This is a genomic window from Pseudomonas sp. Con_6 (assembly GCF_059379395.1).
Map to the genome: position 1 here is coordinate 6,090,258 of NZ_CM182011.1, position 18,103 is coordinate 6,108,360.

Genomic DNA, 18,103 nt, shown 5'->3' on the forward strand with positions numbered 1-18,103 from the left:
TGTTCTTCTTCCTGAATAATGCGCTTAGAAGTTCACGCCGAAGCTGAGGGCGACGAAGTCGCGGTCATCCACGGTGCTGTACTTGCCGTCGAAGAAGTTGGTGTACGACAGGCTGGCGGTGTAGGTGTTGAGGTAGTCGGCGTCCAGGCCGAGGCTGACGGCCTTGCGACCTTCCTCGAAGTTGCCGCCAGGGCCTGGCGAGTAGCCGTCGACGTCGTGGGACCAGGCGATGCTTGGCTTGAGGTTCACACCGGCGAACACGTCCGGGTAGTCCCAGATGGCGCGGGCACGGTAGCCCCAGGAAGTGCGCGTGGTATAGCCGTCGTCCTCGCAGTAGCGGCTGCGGTTATCGGTAGAGGCGCCTGCGCCGGCACCATTGATAGTGCCGGTGTTGAGAATCGCCGAGCACGTGTTTGCAGGACCGGTGGCAGGCAACGGACCTGGCCCGAAGATAGGGTCGCGACCGTAGCGGAGCTTGTCGCTGCTTTCCAGACCGCCAACCACGGTCATGCCGACCTCGCCCACCAGGGTCAACCTGCTAGCGCCCATCACCTGATCGAAGAAGTGCGTGAAGGTGGTTTGCAGTTGGGTGACTTCCTTGCGGCGATAACCATGGAGGTCTTCGCCCGGTACACCATTGAGCAGCGAGGCATTGCTATAAAGGCCACCCAGCCTGCGCACACCGGCGTAAAGAATGTCGGTGGTGTTGAGTTGTACCGGCGCGTTGGGGCGATAGCTGATTTCACCGCTCCATGCGGTACCGGTTGGCAACGTAGTCGAGAAGCTCAGGCCGTAAAGGCGGATATCCTCAGGATACTCGACGAAGTACTTGGAGTTGCCCGCCACGATGATCGGTGCGGCTTGCCCCGCGGCTCCTGCAGCCGTATAGGCTGCCCGGGACGCACCGGTAGCACTGAAGATCGGCGCACGGCTGTGGTAGTTCATCGCATAAAGACCGAACTCGGTATTCAGCGGCTCGAACATGTAGCGAAGTGCGACACCGAACTGACCGCTGTCACGGGCGTCACGGTCCGGACCGCGGCCAACCTTGACGCCTTCTTCGTTGATATCGATGCCCGCTGCGCGAAGACCGGCTACTTGCAATGCCGGTAGCGAACGGCTGCTGGACAGCACCCGCAGGTTGTCGGTACAGCCATCGGCAATGATGTCCGGCTGCGAGAAGAACGTACCGCAGTTATCCACTACGGTCTGGTCCCACTCCAGCTGGTAGAAGGCCTCGGCCGACAGGTTGTCGGTCAGGCTCTGGGAGATGTAGAACATGTTGACCGGGATCAGGCCTTCCTTGACCTCGGCACCCGGACGACGGAACGCGGACACGTCGATCGGGTTGATGGCGTTGATGCCGCTGCCGATGAAGGTGCTTTCACCCCAGCTCACCACCTGCTTGCCGAAACGCACGGAGCCTGGCTGGTCGGCGATGGAATAGTTGTGGTAGACGAACGCGTCGAGAATCTGCCCGCCGGAAGACTTGGCGCCTTCCTTGCGATTGGAGTCGCTGATGTCCTTGAACGGCCGGCTTTCATCCTTCAGTTCGAAGTCGTACCAGTATTTGCCGCGAACGAAGACGCCAGTGTCGCCGTACTTCAGTTCGAGGTCATGGATACCCTTGAAGATCTTCGAGAAGGTTTCACCGCGCTTGAAGTTCAGGTGACCGTCGTCGGAAGTCTGCGACAGGCCCTTGCCACCGTTGTTCACCCCGATCAGGTTCTTGTTCGGGCTTTGTGTCGACCAGCTGGCACCGACCGACAGCGACGAGTCGAAACTCCCCTCGATCTCCCCGATGTTGAAGCTGACCGCGAATGCAGGACTTGCAAGCGTAGAAGCGAGGCTGACGGCCAGGGGCAGTTTCGCCCGGCGCCAGAACAGATTTACTGATGTCATCGACGCTACTCCATGTACTTTATTTTTATGGCAGTGAGTCCTTCAAAGAAACGGGCCGATCGACGCCAGTGCTGGCAGGCCGCAAGTCGGTGTGCGCTGCATGCGCATTCCCCGTCCCCGAAATCCCCTGGCCCGACTATAGCCAGCAGGTAGTAGTGCTTGATCCCTCTAAAGTGTGATTTGCACATCCCCCTCGTTCGTGGCACCGCCCAGGCGGCGATACGAAGACTGGCCGGGCAAGGATGGCTGATATTTTTCATTTCACAAGGCCGCGAAGCCTCTGGAACGCGGCTCGCACCGGTCAAGGCGCGAGCCGGTGCGACTTACAGGGTGGAAAGAAATGCGCTGTTGCTGGCCTGCCACTCGATGATGTCGAGGCGAATGCGCTTCTTGTCGAGCTTGCCGACACTGGTCTTGGGAATTTCGGTAACAAGGGCGATCTGGCTCGGAATCGCCCACTTGTTGATGTGCCCCAGCTCCACGAACGGCTTGAGGTGTTCCTTGAGTTCCCGCGCGTCGATGCTCGCGCCTTCGCGCACCACCAGCAGGGCGAACGGGCGCTCGCCCCACTGCGGATCGGCGACGCCGACCACGGCCACTTCGCGCACTGCCGGGTGACGGCTGATGAGGTCTTCCAGATCCAGCGAGGAGATCCATTCGCCGCCGGTCTTGATCACGTCCTTGATGCGGTCGCGGATATCGATCACGCCCATGGCATCGAGGGTGGCGACGTCACCGGTGTGCAGCCAGCCGCCGGCCCACAGTTCCTTGCTCTTCTCCGGCTCGCGGAAGTAACCCATGGTCAGCCAGGGCGCACGCAGCACCAGTTCGCCCTGGGACTCGCCGTCGGCCGGGAGGAAGTTGCCGTCGCCATCGACGATCGCCGCTTCCACCAGCGGCACCGGCACCCCGGCCTTGATCCGGTAGGTGGTGCGTTCGTCCTCGCTGCCGGCCAGAAGTTCTTCGTTGAGGTGGGCACAGGAGATCAGCGGGCAGGTCTCGGACATGCCGTAGGCCGCAGTCAGCTGGATGCCGCGGGCCTTGGCCGCCTCGTACAGGGCGCGGTTCAGCGCGCTGCCGCCGATGATGATCTTCCAGCCGCCGAAGTCGACGTCCTGGGCGTTCTTGCAGTTGAGCAGCATCTGCAGGATGGTCGGCACGCAGTGGGAGAAGCTGACCTTTTCCTCGCGCCACAGGCGCACCAGCATGTCCGGCTCGTAGCGCCCGGGATAGACCTGCTTGAGCCCGAGCATGGTGGCCACGTAAGGGATGCCCCAGGCATGCACGTGGAACATCGGGGTGATCGGCATGTACACGTCGTCGGTGCCGAGCAGGCGCACGCTGTCGATGCTACCGGTAACAGTGGCCACGCCCATGGTGTGCAGCACCAACTGGCGGTGGGTGAAGTACACGCCCTTGGGATTGCCCGTGGTGCCGGTGGTGTAGAAGGTGGTGGCAACCGAGTTTTCGTCGAAATCCGGGAAGTCGTAGTGCGGGCTGGCGGCGGCCAGCAGTTGCTCGTACTCGCCGACCAGGTTGGGCAGCTCGGCGTTCTTGTCCGGGCCGTCGGTGAGCAGCAGGGTCTTCTCCACCGTGGTCAGTTGCGGGGCGATGGCCTGGTAGAGCCCGACGAAATCGCTGTTGACCAGCACGAAGCGGTCGTCGGCGTGGTTCATCGTATAGAGGATCTGCTCCGGCGACAGGCGCACGTTGATGGTGTGCACCACGGCGCCGATCATCGGGATGGCGAACATGCACTCCAGGTAGCGATGGCTGTCCCAGTCCATCACCGCCACGGTGTCGCCGGCCTTGACCCCGGCCTCGGTAAGTACGTTGGCCAGGCGCGCGATGCGCTCGTTGAGGGTCAGGTAGCTGTAGCGCAACTGGTCGCGGTAGACGATCTCGCGGGTTTTCTCGTAGCGGCTGCCGGACATCAGCAGGCGCTTGATCAGCAGCGGAAACTGATACGCACCCTCGGCGGGAGCAATGACACGAGTCTGCAACATGGGAATCCCTTTTCTGGAGTTGCACGGGGCATGGACAAAGCTGTCCTTACTCTAGAACGGGGCAACGCCGGTCAAATCAGCCAAAGGAATGATTTGACCGTCTTTCGACCGAACGGTCATGCCGTTCGGTCCCTCTGTTCAGCGGATCTCGCTGAAGGCGATCTTGATTCCGAGGGCGATCAGCACGACGCCCATGGTGCGGTCGAACCAGTGGCCCATGCGGGCGAAGCCGGCGCGTACGCGGGCCTGGCTGAACAGCAGGGCGACCAGGCAGAACCACAGGCCGGTGGCCAGGGCCAGGTAGACGCCATAACCTGCCTGGACCAGCAACGGGGTGTGCGGGTTGATGACCACAGTGAACAGGGACAGGAAAAACAGCGTGGCCTTGGGGTTGAGGCCATTGGTCATGAACCCGGCGACGAAGGCCGCACGCGGCGTGCGTTCGGCCGTGGAAACCTGCACCGACTCGGCGCCCGCCGCAGCCGGCTTGGCCCGCAGGGCCTTGAAGCCGATATAGACCAGATAGGCCGCAGCGGCCCATTTGAGAGCGTTGAACAGCATGATCGACTGCGACACGATCAGGCCGATGCCCAGCAACGAGTAGCCGACGTGGAGGAAGATCGCGGTGCCGACGCCGAAGGCGGTCCAGGTTCCCGCGCGACGGCCATGGGTAACACTTTCCCGCACGACCACGGCGAAGTCGGGGCCGGGGCTGGCGACGGCCAGCAGGTGGATCAGCGCGACGGTGAGAAATTCTGCCCAGTACATGGGGGAGCGGCTCCTGGTAACGATCGAGGGGACGTACCTTAACCGCTCACACATTGTTACAACAGGCCCGACCTGAGCTCCCACAGGGGGATGTGCCAATCACCCTATTGACTCTCCCCCAAGGGTCAACCTTTAGCCTGCCGCCCTTTCCCCCCGGATCCGGCGCCATGACCCAACGCATCCTCATCCTCCTCGGCCACCCCTCCCCCGACAGCCTCTGCGCCGCCCTCGCCCAGCACTACGCCACAGCCGCCCGCGAAGCCGGTCACGACGTCCGTCACCTGAGCCTCGGCGAACTGGACTTCGAACCCGTCCTGCACCACGGCTACCGTGTCGAGCAACCCCTTGAACCCGACCTGCTCGCCGCCCAGCAGGCGATCCTCTGGGCCGAGCGCCTGGTGCTGGTGTTCCCGATCTGGTGGGGCGGCGTACCCGCCCTGCTCAAGGGCTTTCTCGACCGCATCCTGCAACCGGGCTTCGCCTTTCGCTACAAGACCGGCTCGCCCTTCCCGGAAAAACTCCTGGCCGGCCGCCACGCCCACCTGCTGGTGACCATGGACACCCCGCCCTGGTACTACCGCTGGTTCCAGGCCATGCCCGGCCTGCACCAGATGCGCCGCACCACCCTGGCGTTCTGTGGCATCCGCACGGGAAAGACGCTAACGTTCGGGCCGGTCCTCCATTCCTCCCCGCAGCGACGCCAGTCCTGGCTGGACCAGACCCGCACGCTGGCCCTGCACTGACAAGGAAGTGCAATGTTCATCGGCGAAGCCGCCCGTCTTTCCGGCACCACCATCAAGACCATCCGCCACTACGAAAGCATCGGCCTGCTGTCCACGGCCCGGCGCCAGGGCAGCTACCGCGTCTACGACCAGCACGCCGTCGAGCTGCTGGTACTGATCAAGTGCGCGCAGAAGCTCGGCTTTACCCTCAAGGAGATGCAGGCTCTAATGGCCGACGGCCAGACCCGCCGCGACGACATCCGCGCCGCCATCGCCATGAAGAGCGTGCAGGTCCAGCAGCGGATCGACGAGTTGCAGCGCCAGCTCGGCGAATTGCAGGCCTTCGACGCCAGCCTGCAGCAGATTTCCGATAGCTGTTTCCATCTCTGAATTTCCCGGGAGCCCCGCCATGACCCACGCCGTCTTTCTCGATCACAGCTCGCTGGACCTGGGCGACCTTGACCTGGGCGGTTTGCACGCCTGCTTCGAGCGCCTCGACGTGCACCCGGCGAGTGCCCCCGACCAGGTTGTCGAACGCCTGCAAGGCGCCAGTGTGGCCATCAGCAACAAGGTCGTGCTGGACGCCGCAGTGCTCAACGCCTGCCCGGACCTCAAGCTGATCCTGGTGGCCGCCACCGGGACCAACAATATCGATCTGCAAGCCGCCCGCGAGCAAGGCATCGTGGTCAGCAACTGCCAGGGCTACGGCACGCCGTCGGTGGCGCAACACACCCTCGCCCTGCTACTGGCCCTGGCCACGCGCCTGGCGGACTACCAGCAGGCGGTCGCCGCCGGCAAATGGAACCAGGCCAAGCAGTTCTGCCTGCTGGACTTCCCCATCGTCGAACTGGAAGGCAAGACCCTCGGCCTGCTCGGCCATGGCGAACTGGGCGGCGCGGTGGCGCGCCTGGCGCAGGCCTTCGGCATGCGTGTGCTGCTTGGCCAGTTGCCCGGCCGCCCACCCCGTGAAGACCGTCTGAGCCTCGAAGAACTGCTGCCCCAGGTCGACGCCCTGACCCTGCACTGCCCGCTCAACGACAACACCCGCAACATGATCGGCGCAGCGCAACTGGCCCTGCTCAAGCCCGGCGCCTTCATCGTCAACACCGCCCGCGGCGGGCTGATCGACGAACAGGCTCTGGCCGACGCCCTGCGTGCCGGTCATCTCGGTGGCGCAGCCACCGATGTGCTGACCGTGGAGCCGCCGGTCAACGGTAACCCGCTGCTGGCCGGCGACATCCCACGCCTGATCGTCACCCCGCACAGCGCCTGGGGCGCGGTAGAAGCACGGCAGCGCATCGTCGACCAGCTCGCCGAAAACGCCCGCGCCTTCCTCGCCGGCACCCCGCGCCGCATGGTCAGCTGAGGCACGCCGGCTTCTGCTAGAATTCGCCCCTTTTTTCTCAGGAGCCGCCGTCCATGGACCCGCGCAGTGAAGTGTTGCTTCGTCAGGCCGATCTGTTCACCGGCCCGCTGCTGCTCGCCGGGTTGCCGGCGGACAGTCTGCCGGGCAGCTTTCCACAGGCCCATGGCTGGTGCTGGCATGCCGGCGACCAGGCACTTCTCGATGCCCGTTTCCCGGGCCGCAGCCACTTCGGCGTCGACGTACCGGAGGTACCCTTCGACGCCGCCGTGCTGTTCCTGCCCAAGTCCCGTGACCTCGCCAACTACCTGCTCAACGCCCTCGCTTCGCGCCTGGGCGGACGCCAGCTGTTCCTGGTCGGGGAAAAACGCGGCGGCATCGAGGGGGCGGCGAAACAACTGCACGCCTTCGGCAAGCCGCGCAAGCTGGACAGTGCGCGGCACTGCCAGCTGTGGCAGGTGACTGTGGATAACCCACCGGCGGCACAGTCGCTGGAAAGCCTGGCCCTGCGCTTCGAACTACCGCTGGACGATGGCCCGCTGAACATCGTCAGCCTGCCGGGCGTGTTCAGCCATGGCCGCCTGGACCGTGGCACTGCGCTGTTGCTGGAGCATCTGGACGGATTGCCGAGCGGGCATGTCCTCGACTTCGGCTGCGGTGCAGGCGTGCTCGGGGCGATCGTCAAGCGACGTTATCCACAGAACCGGGTCACCCTGCTCGATGTCGATGCCTTCGCCGTTGCCAGCAGTCGCCTGACCCTGGCGGCCAACGGTCTGGAAGGCGAGGTGATCGCCGGTGACGGGATCGACGCCGCACCCTGCGAACTCGATCTCATTTTGAGTAATCCGCCGTTCCACACCGGAGTCCACACCAACTATCAGGCGTCGGAGAACCTGCTGAAAAAATCCGCCGATCATCTGAAAAAAGGCGGTGAAATGCGCCTTGTTGCGAACAGCTTCCTGCGCTATCCACCACTGATCGAAGCAGCACTGGGCAACTGCGAAACGCGTGCCCAGGCCGACGGATTCAAGATCTACCGGGCGCTGCGCGGCTGAAAAACAGCACTTGCGCAAACGAATCCACGTAGGCAGAATCCGCTCCGTCCTAGGGGAGTAGTCTCCCGCGAGCGCCCTGCTCGCAAGGTGCGACGTCAACATACTTGGTCCACAGACCATGGCGCGCACGACCCACGGTCCGCATCAGACGGATCCAGGGTTTGACAAGACCTATGACACGCACACCTTACCCGGGGCGGGAAGGCTGTACGTGTCATAGCCGTGTCGACCCGCCCCCGTAGGAATCCTGATGCTGGAATCGTTGCTTGTCCCCACTGCAATCGTTGCGCTCGCCGAAATTGGCGACAAGACGCAGCTGCTTGCCCTCATTCTCGCCGCGCGCTTCCGCAAGCCGTGGCCGATCATCGCCGGTATCGTCGCCGCGACCCTCGCCAACCATGCCGCCGCCGGTGCCGTGGGTGCCTGGTTCGGCAGTTTCTTCAGCAATGTCACGCTGCACTGGATCCTGGCCGCGAGCTTCCTCGCCACGGCGGCGTGGACGCTGATCCCGGACAAGATGGACGATGACGAAGCCAGCACCGCGCGGCGCTTCGGGCCGTTCCTGACCACGCTGATCGCGTTCTTCCTGGCGGAGATCGGCGACAAGACCCAGGTGGCCACGGTGATGCTGGCGGCGCAGTACCCGCACCTGATCATGGTGATCATCGGTACTACCCTGGGCATGCTGATTGCCAACGTGCCGGTGGTACTGGCGGGCAACTTCGCAGCGGAGAAACTGCCGTTGACCCTGATTCGTCGCCTGGCGGCGAGTGCCTTCGTGGTGCTGGCAGTGATCGCGGTGTATTCGGCGATGCAGGCCAGCGGCTGGGTGGGCTGACGCAATAGCGAGAACTGCACAAAATCCTTTGGGAGCTGACTTGCCAGCCCCCACAGGGTCCGTGCAGTCTTGGAGATTTACTTCCTGGCCTGCTCGTACAGCGGCATCACCTTCGGAATCGCCGCCTGCAACGAAGCAATCCGGCTATCCGACGCCGGGTGGGTACTCATGAACTCCGGCTGCGACGCACCACCCGAGGCCTGGGCCATCTTGTTCCACAGGGTGATCGCGGCATTCGGGTTGTAGCCGGCGCGGGCGGCCAGTTCCAGGCCGATCAGGTCAGCTTCGTTCTCGTTGCTGCGGCTGTTGGGCAGGGTCAGGCTGTACTGGACCACGGTATCGGCCAGTTGCAGGCTGTCTTCGCCCAGACCCAGCAGGGCGCCGGCGCCGGAACGGGCCATCTGGATGCCGTAGGCCTTGGACATGGCTTCACGACCATGCTCGCGCAAGGCGTGGGCGATTTCATGGCCCATCACGGCGGCAATCTCGTCATCAGTCAGCTTCAGCTTATCGATCAGGCCGGTATAGAAAATGATCTTGCCGCCAGGACCGCAGTTGGCATTGAGCTCGTCGCTCTTGATCAGGTTGACCTCCCACTGCCATTGCGCCGAGTCCGGACGGAACTGCGGAGCCTGGGCGATCAGGCGGTCGGCGATGGCCTGGACGCGCTTGGCGTTGGTGCTGGTCTTGTCCAGCACGCCCTTACTGGTCGCTTCGCCCAGGGTCTGCTGGTAGGACTGGGCATACATCTGGTTGACCTGGTCGGTCGACAGCATGCTGAACATATATTGCTTGCGCTCGACACCGACCGCTCCACCACTGGTGGTGTTCACCGCCTGGCAACCGGCCAGCAGGATCGAAGCGCCCAGGGCACCGACAACAACCAATCTACGCATGTAAAAACTCCCTTCTGAGGTGGGCCGTATCCTAGGACGGCGCGCCTGATCGCGCCATAACCGTAAGCAAAGATTTCTCTCTGACCCACTAATGCTTTATCGGTTTCACGCCGATATTACGGGGGCTAGGCGACTTTTCCCCGCGCTCGGAGCCCTCAATGAAGTTCAAGTCGATCCAGTTTTCCGTTGCCGCCCTGGCGGGCGCTATCGTGTTGAGTATCGTCGCAGCCCTGGTGCTGTACGCGGTGTTTTCCGGAGCCCGGACCCAGGACCTGGTGGAGAAACGAACACAGGAGCAGTTCGGCACGATCATCGAGCAGCGCCTGACCGCCCTGGCCCAGACCCAGGCCAGCCAGATCCTGCGCCGCCTCGAAGCGCCGCTGCTGGTGGCCCGCGGTATCGCCACCACCAACGCGCAACTGGGCATGAAGGACGCCGCCGGCAATCCCGCCCTGAAAGTCGACCGCAGCCAACTGATCAGCCTGCTCAAGCAGAGCCTGGTGGACAACCCGCTGCTGCTGGGCACCTACGTCGCCTGGGAGCCGAATGCCGTCGATCATGACGACGCCAGCTACATCGGCACCGCCGTGGAGGGCATCGATCCGGCCAACGGCCGCTTCCAGCCTTGGTGGTACCGCAACACCGACGGTAGCTTTGGCCTGGAAAAACTGGTCGACCTGAACAACGACACCCTGCTCTCCACTGGCGTACGCGCCAGCGAGTACTACCTGTGCTCGAAGGAAAGCAAGCGCGCCTGCGCCATCGACCCGGCCCCTTACAAGGTGGGCGACAAGATGGTGATGCTCGCGTCCTTCATCCAGCCGATCATGATCGACGGCAAGTTTCAGGGCATCGTCGGCGCCGACCTGTCGGTGAACTTCATCCAGGACCTGCTCAAGGCCGCAGACGGCCAACTGTACAACGGCGCCGGCGAACTGGCGCTGATTGCCAACAACGGTCGCCTGGTCGCCTATACCAAGGACGAAAGCAAGTTCGGTGAGAAAGCCAGTGACGTGCTGCCCGCCGCCGACGCCGCCAGCCTCAAGAAGGTAACGGGCGACGCGCCAGTCTATGAAGTGGACAACGAGAACGGCCAGATCCGCCTGCTCCTGCCGTTCCAGATCGGAGAGACCGCATCGCGCTGGACCCTGCTGCTGGACCTGCCGTTGAACGTAGTGATGGCCGATGCCGAAAAACTGCAGAAGGACCTCAGCGACCAGCGCCGCACCGATATCACCGGCATGACCCTGGTCGGCCTGGCCATCGCAGCCCTTGGCCTGTTGGTGATCTGGCTGCTGGCCCACGGCATCGCCCGTCCGCTGCGGCAGATGGTGGCGATGCTCGACGACATCGCTCAGGGCGAAGGCGACCTTACCCGACGCCTGCACAGCGATCGCCAGGACGAACTGGGCTCCATCGCCAAAGGCTTCAACACCTTCCTGGGCAAGCTGCAAACCATGATCAGCCAGGTGGTCGCCTCGGTGCAGAAGGTCAGCGACTCGTCGGAGCACACCGCCGACATCGCCATCCGCACCAACCAGGGCGTGCATAAACAGATGGCGGAAATCGATCTGGTGGCCACGGCAGTGCACGAAATGACCGCCACCGCCCAGGACGTGGCGCGCAATGCCACCCACGCCGCCCAGGCCGCGAGCAATGCCGATCAGGCCGCCAACCAGGGCCTGTCCATCGTCCGTGATACCTCTCACTCCATCGCCGCCCTGGCCGACGAGATCGGCCGCGCGGTCGGCGTGGTGCAGACCCTGGCTCGGGACAGCGAGAACATCAATGCCATCCTCGTGGCGATCCGCGCCATTGCCGAGCAGACCAACCTGCTGGCCCTCAACGCAGCGATCGAGGCGGCCCGTGCCGGCGAGCAGGGTCGTGGATTCGCCGTGGTCGCCGACGAAGTGCGCAACCTCGCGCAGAAGACCCAGCAGGCCACCGAAGAAATCCAGCAGATGATCCAGCAGTTGCAGCAAGGCACCCGCGACGTGGTGCGGGTCATGGAGGACAGCCAGGGCAAGACCGATATCAGCGTGCAGCAGGCGGCAAAGGCCGCTGATGCGCTGGAAAGCATCACCCGCGCGGTGTCGGTGATCAACGACATGAACACCCAGATCGCCAGTGCCGCCGAGGAACAGAGCGCAGTAGCCGAGGACATCAACCGCAACGTGATCAATATCGGCCAGGTGGCCAATGAGGTGGCGGGTGGTGCCGATGAGTCGAGCAGTGCCAGTGCCGAGTTGACCAAGCTGGCGGAGCAGCAGCGGCGGTTGATCAATCAGTTCAGGGTGTAACTCTATTGGGGCCGCAAAGCGGCCCCAATTCACGCCGGAGTCAGGCACTCCGGCCCATCCAGCTTCGGATCATTGACGAAATTCGCCAGCACCCGCTCGCGCAACGCCGCAGGCGGACTCGCCAGCAGGCCATGCAGTTCGGCAATCGGCGTCTCAGGATCCAGCCACGCCGCCTGCCCCGCCGCATCGAGGATCAGCGGCCGACGCTGGTTCATCGCCGCCTGGGTCACCACCGCCACGCTCAGCCAGACCTGTTCCTGCACCGGATACGCCTCCCAGATCGCCGCAAAGAACAACGACGAACCTTCACCCGGCGTCAGCCAGTACGGGCGCTTGCGCACATTTCCGCGCCATTCGTAGAAACCGTTGGCCGGCAGCAGGCAGCGGCGCTTTACAAAGGCCTCGCGAAACATCGGCTGGTCGGTCAGGGTCTCGGCGCGGGCATGAGCGGGGGTGCGGGTAAGGTCGGTCAGCCACGGCGGGGTCAGGCCCCAGCGGGCGCGGGCCAGGGTCAACTGGTCATCCTCGCGACGCTGGATCAGCACCTGGGCACCAGGAGAAATGTTCCACTGCGCCTTCTGGCCAGCAGGAAAGCCGGGCAACGCGGCAAAGGCCGGCGACCAGCGGAACAGGGCATAACGTCCACACATCAGGAGAAACCTAGCAAATCAGCGTTCCGGGGAAACTCTCCGGCTCATCGCCAGGAAGCGGCAGGGCAGCATTGTACGCGGCGATCAGTTGTCGTGCGTACTCGGCCTGGTCATCGGCAACGGCGACACCCAGCAACCCCTGCAACGGCAACTCGCCGATGCCGCCCAGCAGGTCGCGGCCGACGAGGTGCGCCTCGACGCCCTCGTTGCCGAGCATGCCGATCAGCACTTCGGCCTCCAGCAGGTTTTCCGGTTCGTAGATCCGCCGCATCAATCGTCCTCGCGCTTCACGTCGAGCATCCATTCGTCACCATGCACCTGCAGAATGAAGACAATCGGACGACAACATACCGCGCAATCCTCGATATAGGTCTGGTCGCCGCCGGAGAGATCGAGGGTCGTCTCCACCTCTTCGCCACAATAAGGACAATCGTAGAACGCAGTTTCCAGCATCGCGGCCTCCGCGGTTACTTGTGCGTATAATTGCCGGTCCTGCGCCACCGATCCCGGTTCTTTTCGGCGCGGCCCCACCCTTTACCCTAGTCGTTTCACAACAAGAGAGCATGATGGGCGAATTCGATGCCATCCGACCGTATGACGACGCTGAGGTCCCTGCCGTTCTGGCACGCCTGCTCAGCGATCCGGCATTCCTCGATATCCTGACCCGGTTCCGCTTCCCGCGGATGGCAACGAGCTTCGGCTGGCTGCTCAAGCCGCTGATCGCCCGCCGCCTGCGCAAGGAATTCGCCGGGGTGACCTGTGTCGCAACCCTGCAGGACAAGGTCGAGTTCTACGTCGATCACACCATCGAGCGCGCCACCGACGGGGTTACCTACACCGGCGTCGAGCAGTTCAAGTCGGGCACCGCCTATCTGTTCCTGGCCAACCACCGCGACATCGTCATGGACCCGGCCTTCGTCAACTACGCCGTGTACCACGCCGGCCTGCCGACCCCGCGCATCGCCATCGGCGACAACCTGCTGCAGAAGCCGTTCGTCAGCGACATGATGCGCCTGAACAAAAGCTTCATCGTGCACCGCTCCATCAGCGGTCGGCGCGAGAAGCTGGCCGCGTACCAGTTGCTCTCCGCCTACATCAATCACTCGATCCGCAACGATGGCGCATCGATCTGGATCGCCCAGGCCGAAGGTCGCGCCAAGGACGGCGACGACCGTACCGATTCGGCGATCCTCAAGATGTTCCACATGAGCCGCAAGGACGAGCCATTCGGCGAAGTGATCCAGTCGCTGAACCTGAGTCCGGTGTCGATCAGCTACGAATACGACCCGTGCGACGCGGCCAAGGCGCGGGAGCTGTACATCCGCGCCACCACCGGCAGCTACAGCAAGGCGCCGGGCGAGGATGACCTGAGCATCGGCCTTGGCATCACTGGCTATAAAGGTCGGGTGCATATCAACTTCACGCCGCCGGTGACCGCGTCCTTCGAGGACACCAAGCAATTGGCGGCGCATATCGACAAGCAGATTCTCGGTGGCTATCGCCTGTTCCCGGTGCATTACCTGGCGTATGCGCAGTGGGCTGATGCCGATCCGCAGTTGCAGGTACCGAAGGCCAGCGAGGTGTTTGGCACCGAAGAACTGGCCAAGGCCGAGGCAGAGTGGCAGCGCCGGCTGGAGGCGTGCCCCGAGGAGCACCGGCCGTACCTGGTGCTGCAGTATGCGACGCCGGTGCGCAATCAGTATCGGGTCAAGGCCGGGCTGCCTTTGTAAACCCTGAGGGTCTCCATCGCTGGCAAGCCAGCGATGGAGACCCAGCAGGTATCAGATCCAGGTGCTGACCCAGGACAGCAACAGGGCCATCGCCAGGAATGCCCCACCCAGGCTGTAGTAGAACCGGTTGACCCGCTGCGTCAGCAGGTCGATCGCCGCCTCGCCCGACGGCAGGCTGGCCATGGCCCGCGATGCGCGGCGGCGGGCGTTGTGCAGGAGCAGGCCGCCCGGACAGGTGAGCAGCAGCGCGAACAGATTGATCAGTTTGGCCGGGTGACCGGCGAACAGCCCCCAGAGCATTTGCAGCGACATCACCTAACCTCGAAAAACGAACCGCGCGCATTCTACCCAAGCCGGTCGCGTTCGCCCGCCCTTTGCGACCAAATGACCAACAGCAGGTCGCCGTCACACGCCCGTCATCATCACAGGCCACCCTGTCGCCCTCGCAACGCACCGGAGCTTGTCATGCTGCACGCCGAAAACCAGGATCGCCTCTATCTGATTGCCCAGAGCGAGGAGCAGGAAGCGCTGATCGACGGTTTCGCCATCAACGTCCAGGACCGCCAGTGGCTGGTCTACTGCGCCTTGGGCGGCCATCCCCACGATCACTTGCCGGAGGTCGACAGCCAGACCGGCATCAGCGTGCTCGACTTTCATATCGAAGCGGCCTGACACCCAGCCACAAGGGTTTTGTGCACCGTCCAGAAATCAAGAAGCCCGCGTCCTGATGACAGGACGCGGGCTTCTTGTTTACGCGGTAAGGCTTATTCGCCCAGAACCTGACCGATGGTCGGATCCTTGAACAGGCGAGTCAGCGCATCGCTGAGCACGTCGCTGACCAGCTTGGTGTTGGTTTCCTGGTTCGGCGCCATGCCGAAACGCTGGTCCAGGGACGCGCCGTAGCGGCCGCTGTAGCGACGGTTGGCGTTGTTCACGTCAGCCTTGAAGGTCGCGCCAATGGTGGCTTCGGTCACGTACAGACCTTCCTTCGGCGACTGGTACTTCAGCTCGGCCAGCGTCACGGTCAACTGCGGCGCATTGTAGGCGTTCGGCGTCGGGGTGAAGCCGAGCAGGCGCACCGCGGCTTCGGCCTGGGCCTGCAGCTTGGGCAGGACATCATTGCCCGTAACGGTGATCGCGCTGGTTTCCGGGTACAGACCGCCGCGGGTGCCGAGGGTCTGGGTGCCACGTCCATCGACCACCCGTACCACCACCGGCTGGCCGTGGCCAACGGGGGCGAGCTGGGCGGTGAGTTTCGGTTGCGGGCTGAGTTGTTGCGGACTATGGGCGCAACCCACCAGGGTCAGGCTGGTCACAGCGATCAAACCGAACAACAAACGTTGCAACATGCTCATCTCTCCTGGAATAGCGGCAAAGGCCGCCAGTATACCCAGCGCCCCATGCGCCAGTCATCGGCCCGTACAGAGATGGGACAGCACTTTCACATTACTGATTCCCGCCTGTCACAAGGACTTCATCATCCCACTCTTATCCTTGCGCCAATCCCCATCAGGTACGTCGCCATGTCCAGCCTCTGGTCCCTGTTCAAGCGCCAGCCACAACGCCACTTCGCCCGCCTCGATGCCCAGGGCCTGTGCCAGGCCTTCAAGTGCTGCGAACAACCGCCCGCCGGTACCGGCTGGGTCGAAGTCGGCGAGTCCGACCTGCGCTGGCTGAACCGTCCGCTGCCTGCCAGCGCCCGGGCCGTACCGCGTCGGCGTGGCAATCTGCTGCAACGCGCCCTCGCCGCCTGACCGGTCAGCAAGAAAAGTCTGTAATAAAGGCCATTTCTGCCCGCGACATCGTTATAATCTGCCCCCGATTATAAGGACGTCTCCTGATCGGGCCCCGCAGTACCGCCAATGCCATGCATCGGCATCCCCCCAAAACGCCCACAGAGAGCCGTTCACACAGGTCTTGCTAAGCCGGTGTGCCCGCTTTTTCTCGGCCCCACGCTCTGCCTGAACCTGACGAGCCTGCCCTGCACGGCTCCTTTTTGAGGTTCACGACTCCAAAAGAGCGTGAAAAAACGGGTTTTCACAACTTCACGAGAGTGTGGCGAGCATGAACAGTCTGGTATGTGCAAGAGCATCATCAGTGTCCCGAACAGCCCCGATCAGCTGGTGTCAGTCCTCATCCCGAGTGGGTGACTGAGGCCGGTGCACAGCGCGCTGCGGGCGCCTCGACCATAAGTCGAATTGCCACGCCGGCCCTCGGATGCGTTCATATGCACTATCGAGAGCCCGGTTGGCGGTGTCCGTGAACGTTGGAAAAACTGTGAAGTAGCGGATATGGCGATCCCGCGTGACCGGGATCCTATGCTGTCAATTAGGTGCTGAAGATTTTGGAGATGCGTTAAATGGCGCAGAACGAAACAGTCGATGTGGTACTGGTAGGGGCAGGCATCATGAGTGCCACCCTGGCCGTGCTGCTCAAGGAACTCGATCCGGCGATCAAGCTGGAAGTCGTCGAGTTGATGGATTCGGGTGCCGCGGAAAGTTCCAATCCGTGGAACAACGCGGGTACCGGCCATGCCGGGCTGTGTGAACTGAACTACACGCCTCAGGCAGCCGATGGCAGCATCGACATCAAGAAAGCGGTGCACATCAACACTCAGTTCGAGGTCTCCCGGCAGTTCTGGGCGTACCTGAGCAAGAAAGGCGCGTTCAGCTCGCCACGGGCGTTCATCAACCCCGTGCCGCACCTGAGCTACGTCGAGGGTGAGAAAGGCATCGCCTTCCTCAAGAAGCGCTTCGAGCTGCTCAAGCAGCACCACGCCTTCGCCGAGATGGAATACACCGAAGACCAGGCGGTGATGAAGGACTGGATGCCGCTGATGATGCCGGGCCGCCCGGCGGACCAGAAGATCGCCGCGACCCGCGTCATGAAAGGCACCGACGTCAACTTCGGGGCCCTGACCAACAAGCTGCTCAAGCACCTGGGCAACAGCGCCGATGCGCAGGTCAAGTACAGCAAGCGCGTCACCGGCCTGCGCCGTAACGGCAGCGGCTGGACCGTGAGCATCAAGGATGTCAACAGCGGCGGCAGCCGTGATGTCGACGCCCGCTTCGTCTTCCTCGGCGCCGGTGGCGCGGCCCTGCCGCTGCTGCAAGCCTCGGGCATCCCGGAAAGCAAGGGCTTCGGCGGCTTCCCGGTGAGCGGCCAGTGGCTGCGTTGCGACAATCCGGAAATCGTCAAGCAGCACCAGGCCAAGGTCTACAGCCAGGCCGCGGTGGGCGCGCCGCCAATGTCGGTACCGCACCTCGACACCCGTGTCGTCGACGGCAAGAAATCCCTGCTGTTCGGGCCATACGCCGGCTTCACCACCAAGTTCCTCAAGCACGGTTCGTTCCTCGACCTGCCGCTGTCGGTCCGCATGGGCAACATCGGCCCGATGCTGGCCGTGGCCCGCGACAACATGGACCTGACCAAGTACCTGGTCAGCGAAGTGATGCAGTCGATGGAGCAGCGCCTGGATTCCCTGCGCCGCTTCTACCCCGAGGCGAAAGCCGAGGACTGGCGCCTGGAAGTGGCTGGTCAGCGCGTGCAGATCATCAAGAAGGACCCGAAGAAAGGCGGCATCCTGCAGTTCGGTACCGAACTGGTCGCCGCCCAGGACGGCTCGCTGGCCGCCCTGCTGGGCGCTTCGCCAGGCGCTTCGGTGACCGTGTCGATCATGCTGGAACTGATCGAGCGCTGCTTCGCCGACAAGGCCAAGGGCGAGTGGGCTGCCAAGCTCAAGGAAATCTTCCCGGCGCGGGAGAAAGTACTGGCCGCCGACGCTGATCTGTACCACAAGATCGCGGCGTACAACGACGAGGCCCTGGGCCTGGTCGAAAGCAGTCCGACGCCAAGTTACGCCTGATCTGCTCC

Annotated in this window: 19 protein-coding genes and 1 pseudogene; 11 read left to right on the forward strand and 9 right to left on the reverse strand. The window is 63.3% G+C overall.

Annotation, left to right across the window (positions count from 1 at the left end; translation table 11 throughout):
- Positions 1-24: 24 nt before the first annotated feature.
- The 3 genes from AC5QPF_RS27520 to AC5QPF_RS27530 form a co-directional block, all read right to left on the reverse strand.
- Entirely contained in the window at positions 25-1,902 is a 1,878-nt protein-coding gene (locus tag AC5QPF_RS27520) for a DUF1302 family protein (protein ID WP_494960779.1), read from the reverse strand.
- 323 nt (positions 1,903-2,225) lie between these two features.
- The gene (locus AC5QPF_RS27525) at positions 2,226-3,908 is read right to left on the reverse strand and encodes a long-chain-fatty-acid--CoA ligase (protein ID WP_494960780.1); all 1,683 of its coding nucleotides are present in this window, start codon (positions 3,906-3,908) and stop codon (positions 2,226-2,228) included.
- Positions 3,909-4,046: 138 nt separating this feature from the next.
- Complete coding sequence (locus AC5QPF_RS27530) at positions 4,047-4,676, reverse strand: LysE family transporter (RefSeq protein WP_494960781.1); 630 nt, start codon at positions 4,674-4,676, stop codon at positions 4,047-4,049.
- Positions 4,677-4,843: 167 nt separating this feature from the next.
- On the opposite strand from AC5QPF_RS27530, the gene AC5QPF_RS27535 reads away from it, so the two are divergent.
- From AC5QPF_RS27535 to AC5QPF_RS27555, 5 genes are all read left to right on the forward strand, one after another.
- A complete protein-coding gene (locus tag AC5QPF_RS27535; protein WP_494960782.1) occupies positions 4,844-5,419 on the forward strand; it encodes an NAD(P)H-dependent oxidoreductase in 576 nt (191 codons plus the stop codon).
- A gap of 12 nt (positions 5,420-5,431) precedes the next feature.
- A complete protein-coding gene (locus AC5QPF_RS27540) occupies positions 5,432-5,788 on the forward strand; it encodes a MerR family transcriptional regulator (protein WP_494960783.1) in 357 nt (118 codons plus the stop codon).
- A gap of 19 nt (positions 5,789-5,807) precedes the next feature.
- The gene (locus AC5QPF_RS27545; RefSeq protein ID WP_494960784.1) at positions 5,808-6,764 is read left to right on the forward strand and encodes a 2-hydroxyacid dehydrogenase; all 957 of its coding nucleotides are present in this window, start codon (positions 5,808-5,810) and stop codon (positions 6,762-6,764) included.
- A 53-nt stretch (positions 6,765-6,817) separates the two neighbouring features.
- Entirely contained in the window at positions 6,818-7,816 is a 999-nt protein-coding gene (locus AC5QPF_RS27550; RefSeq protein WP_494960785.1) for a methyltransferase, read from the forward strand.
- A 253-nt stretch (positions 7,817-8,069) separates the two neighbouring features.
- Positions 8,070-8,654 carry a TMEM165/GDT1 family protein gene (locus AC5QPF_RS27555; protein ID WP_494964263.1) on the forward strand — a complete coding sequence of 195 codons (585 nt, stop codon included), beginning with the start codon at positions 8,070-8,072 and terminating at the stop codon, positions 8,652-8,654.
- A 77-nt stretch (positions 8,655-8,731) separates the two neighbouring features.
- On the opposite strand, the gene AC5QPF_RS27560 is transcribed toward AC5QPF_RS27555, so the two are convergent.
- Complete coding sequence (locus tag AC5QPF_RS27560) at positions 8,732-9,550, reverse strand: M48 family metalloprotease (protein ID WP_494960786.1); 819 nt, start codon at positions 9,548-9,550, stop codon at positions 8,732-8,734.
- 1,337 nt (positions 9,551-10,887) lie between these two features.
- Here AC5QPF_RS27560 and AC5QPF_RS27565 point away from each other — a divergent pair.
- Positions 10,888-10,944 (forward strand): annotated as a pseudogene (locus AC5QPF_RS27565) (hypothetical protein); the annotation flags it as partial.
- 201 nt (positions 10,945-11,145) lie between these two features.
- Positions 11,146-11,850, forward strand: a complete 705-nt coding sequence (locus AC5QPF_RS27570; protein WP_494964264.1) for a methyl-accepting chemotaxis protein — start codon at positions 11,146-11,148, stop codon at positions 11,848-11,850.
- A gap of 29 nt (positions 11,851-11,879) precedes the next feature.
- Here the strand turns inward: AC5QPF_RS27570 and AC5QPF_RS27575 are convergent, their stop codons facing one another.
- The 3 genes from AC5QPF_RS27575 to AC5QPF_RS27585 are packed head-to-tail and all read right to left on the reverse strand — an operon-like array spanning position 11,880 to position 12,953.
- Positions 11,880-12,500, reverse strand: coding sequence for an SOS response-associated peptidase family protein (locus tag AC5QPF_RS27575; protein ID WP_494960787.1), 621 nt, complete (start codon positions 12,498-12,500; stop codon positions 11,880-11,882).
- A 10-nt stretch (positions 12,501-12,510) separates the two neighbouring features.
- Complete coding sequence (locus AC5QPF_RS27580) at positions 12,511-12,771, reverse strand: putative signal transducing protein (RefSeq protein WP_494960788.1); 261 nt, start codon at positions 12,769-12,771, stop codon at positions 12,511-12,513.
- Positions 12,771-12,953, reverse strand: coding sequence for a CPXCG motif-containing cysteine-rich protein (locus tag AC5QPF_RS27585; RefSeq protein WP_489016154.1), 183 nt, complete (start codon positions 12,951-12,953; stop codon positions 12,771-12,773). The genes AC5QPF_RS27580 and AC5QPF_RS27585 overlap by 1 nt, the downstream gene beginning before the upstream one ends.
- A gap of 110 nt (positions 12,954-13,063) precedes the next feature.
- Between AC5QPF_RS27585 and AC5QPF_RS27590 the strand changes: the two genes are divergently transcribed.
- Entirely contained in the window at positions 13,064-14,230 is a 1,167-nt protein-coding gene (locus AC5QPF_RS27590) for a 1-acyl-sn-glycerol-3-phosphate acyltransferase (protein ID WP_494960789.1), read from the forward strand.
- A gap of 51 nt (positions 14,231-14,281) precedes the next feature.
- On the opposite strand, the gene AC5QPF_RS27595 is transcribed toward AC5QPF_RS27590, so the two are convergent.
- Positions 14,282-14,542, reverse strand: a complete 261-nt coding sequence (locus AC5QPF_RS27595; RefSeq protein ID WP_494960790.1) for a hypothetical protein — start codon at positions 14,540-14,542, stop codon at positions 14,282-14,284.
- 153 nt (positions 14,543-14,695) lie between these two features.
- Here AC5QPF_RS27595 and AC5QPF_RS27600 point away from each other — a divergent pair, with 153 nt between their 5' ends.
- The gene (locus tag AC5QPF_RS27600; protein ID WP_494960791.1) at positions 14,696-14,902 is read left to right on the forward strand and encodes a hypothetical protein; all 207 of its coding nucleotides are present in this window, start codon (positions 14,696-14,698) and stop codon (positions 14,900-14,902) included.
- 92 nt (positions 14,903-14,994) lie between these two features.
- On the opposite strand, the gene AC5QPF_RS27605 is transcribed toward AC5QPF_RS27600, so the two are convergent.
- Positions 14,995-15,579, reverse strand: a complete 585-nt coding sequence (locus tag AC5QPF_RS27605; RefSeq protein ID WP_494960792.1) for a YajG family lipoprotein — start codon at positions 15,577-15,579, stop codon at positions 14,995-14,997.
- A gap of 174 nt (positions 15,580-15,753) precedes the next feature.
- Here AC5QPF_RS27605 and AC5QPF_RS27610 point away from each other — a divergent pair, with 174 nt between their 5' ends.
- Both AC5QPF_RS27610 and mqo read left to right on the forward strand, forming a co-directional pair.
- On the forward strand, positions 15,754-15,984 hold the full coding sequence (locus AC5QPF_RS27610) for a hypothetical protein (RefSeq protein ID WP_494960793.1): 231 nt from the start codon (positions 15,754-15,756) through the stop codon (positions 15,982-15,984).
- Positions 15,985-16,589: 605 nt separating this feature from the next.
- Positions 16,590-18,095, forward strand: a complete 1,506-nt coding sequence (gene mqo, locus AC5QPF_RS27615) for a malate dehydrogenase (quinone) (RefSeq protein ID WP_494960794.1) — start codon at positions 16,590-16,592, stop codon at positions 18,093-18,095.
- Positions 18,096-18,103 lie beyond the last annotated feature (8 nt).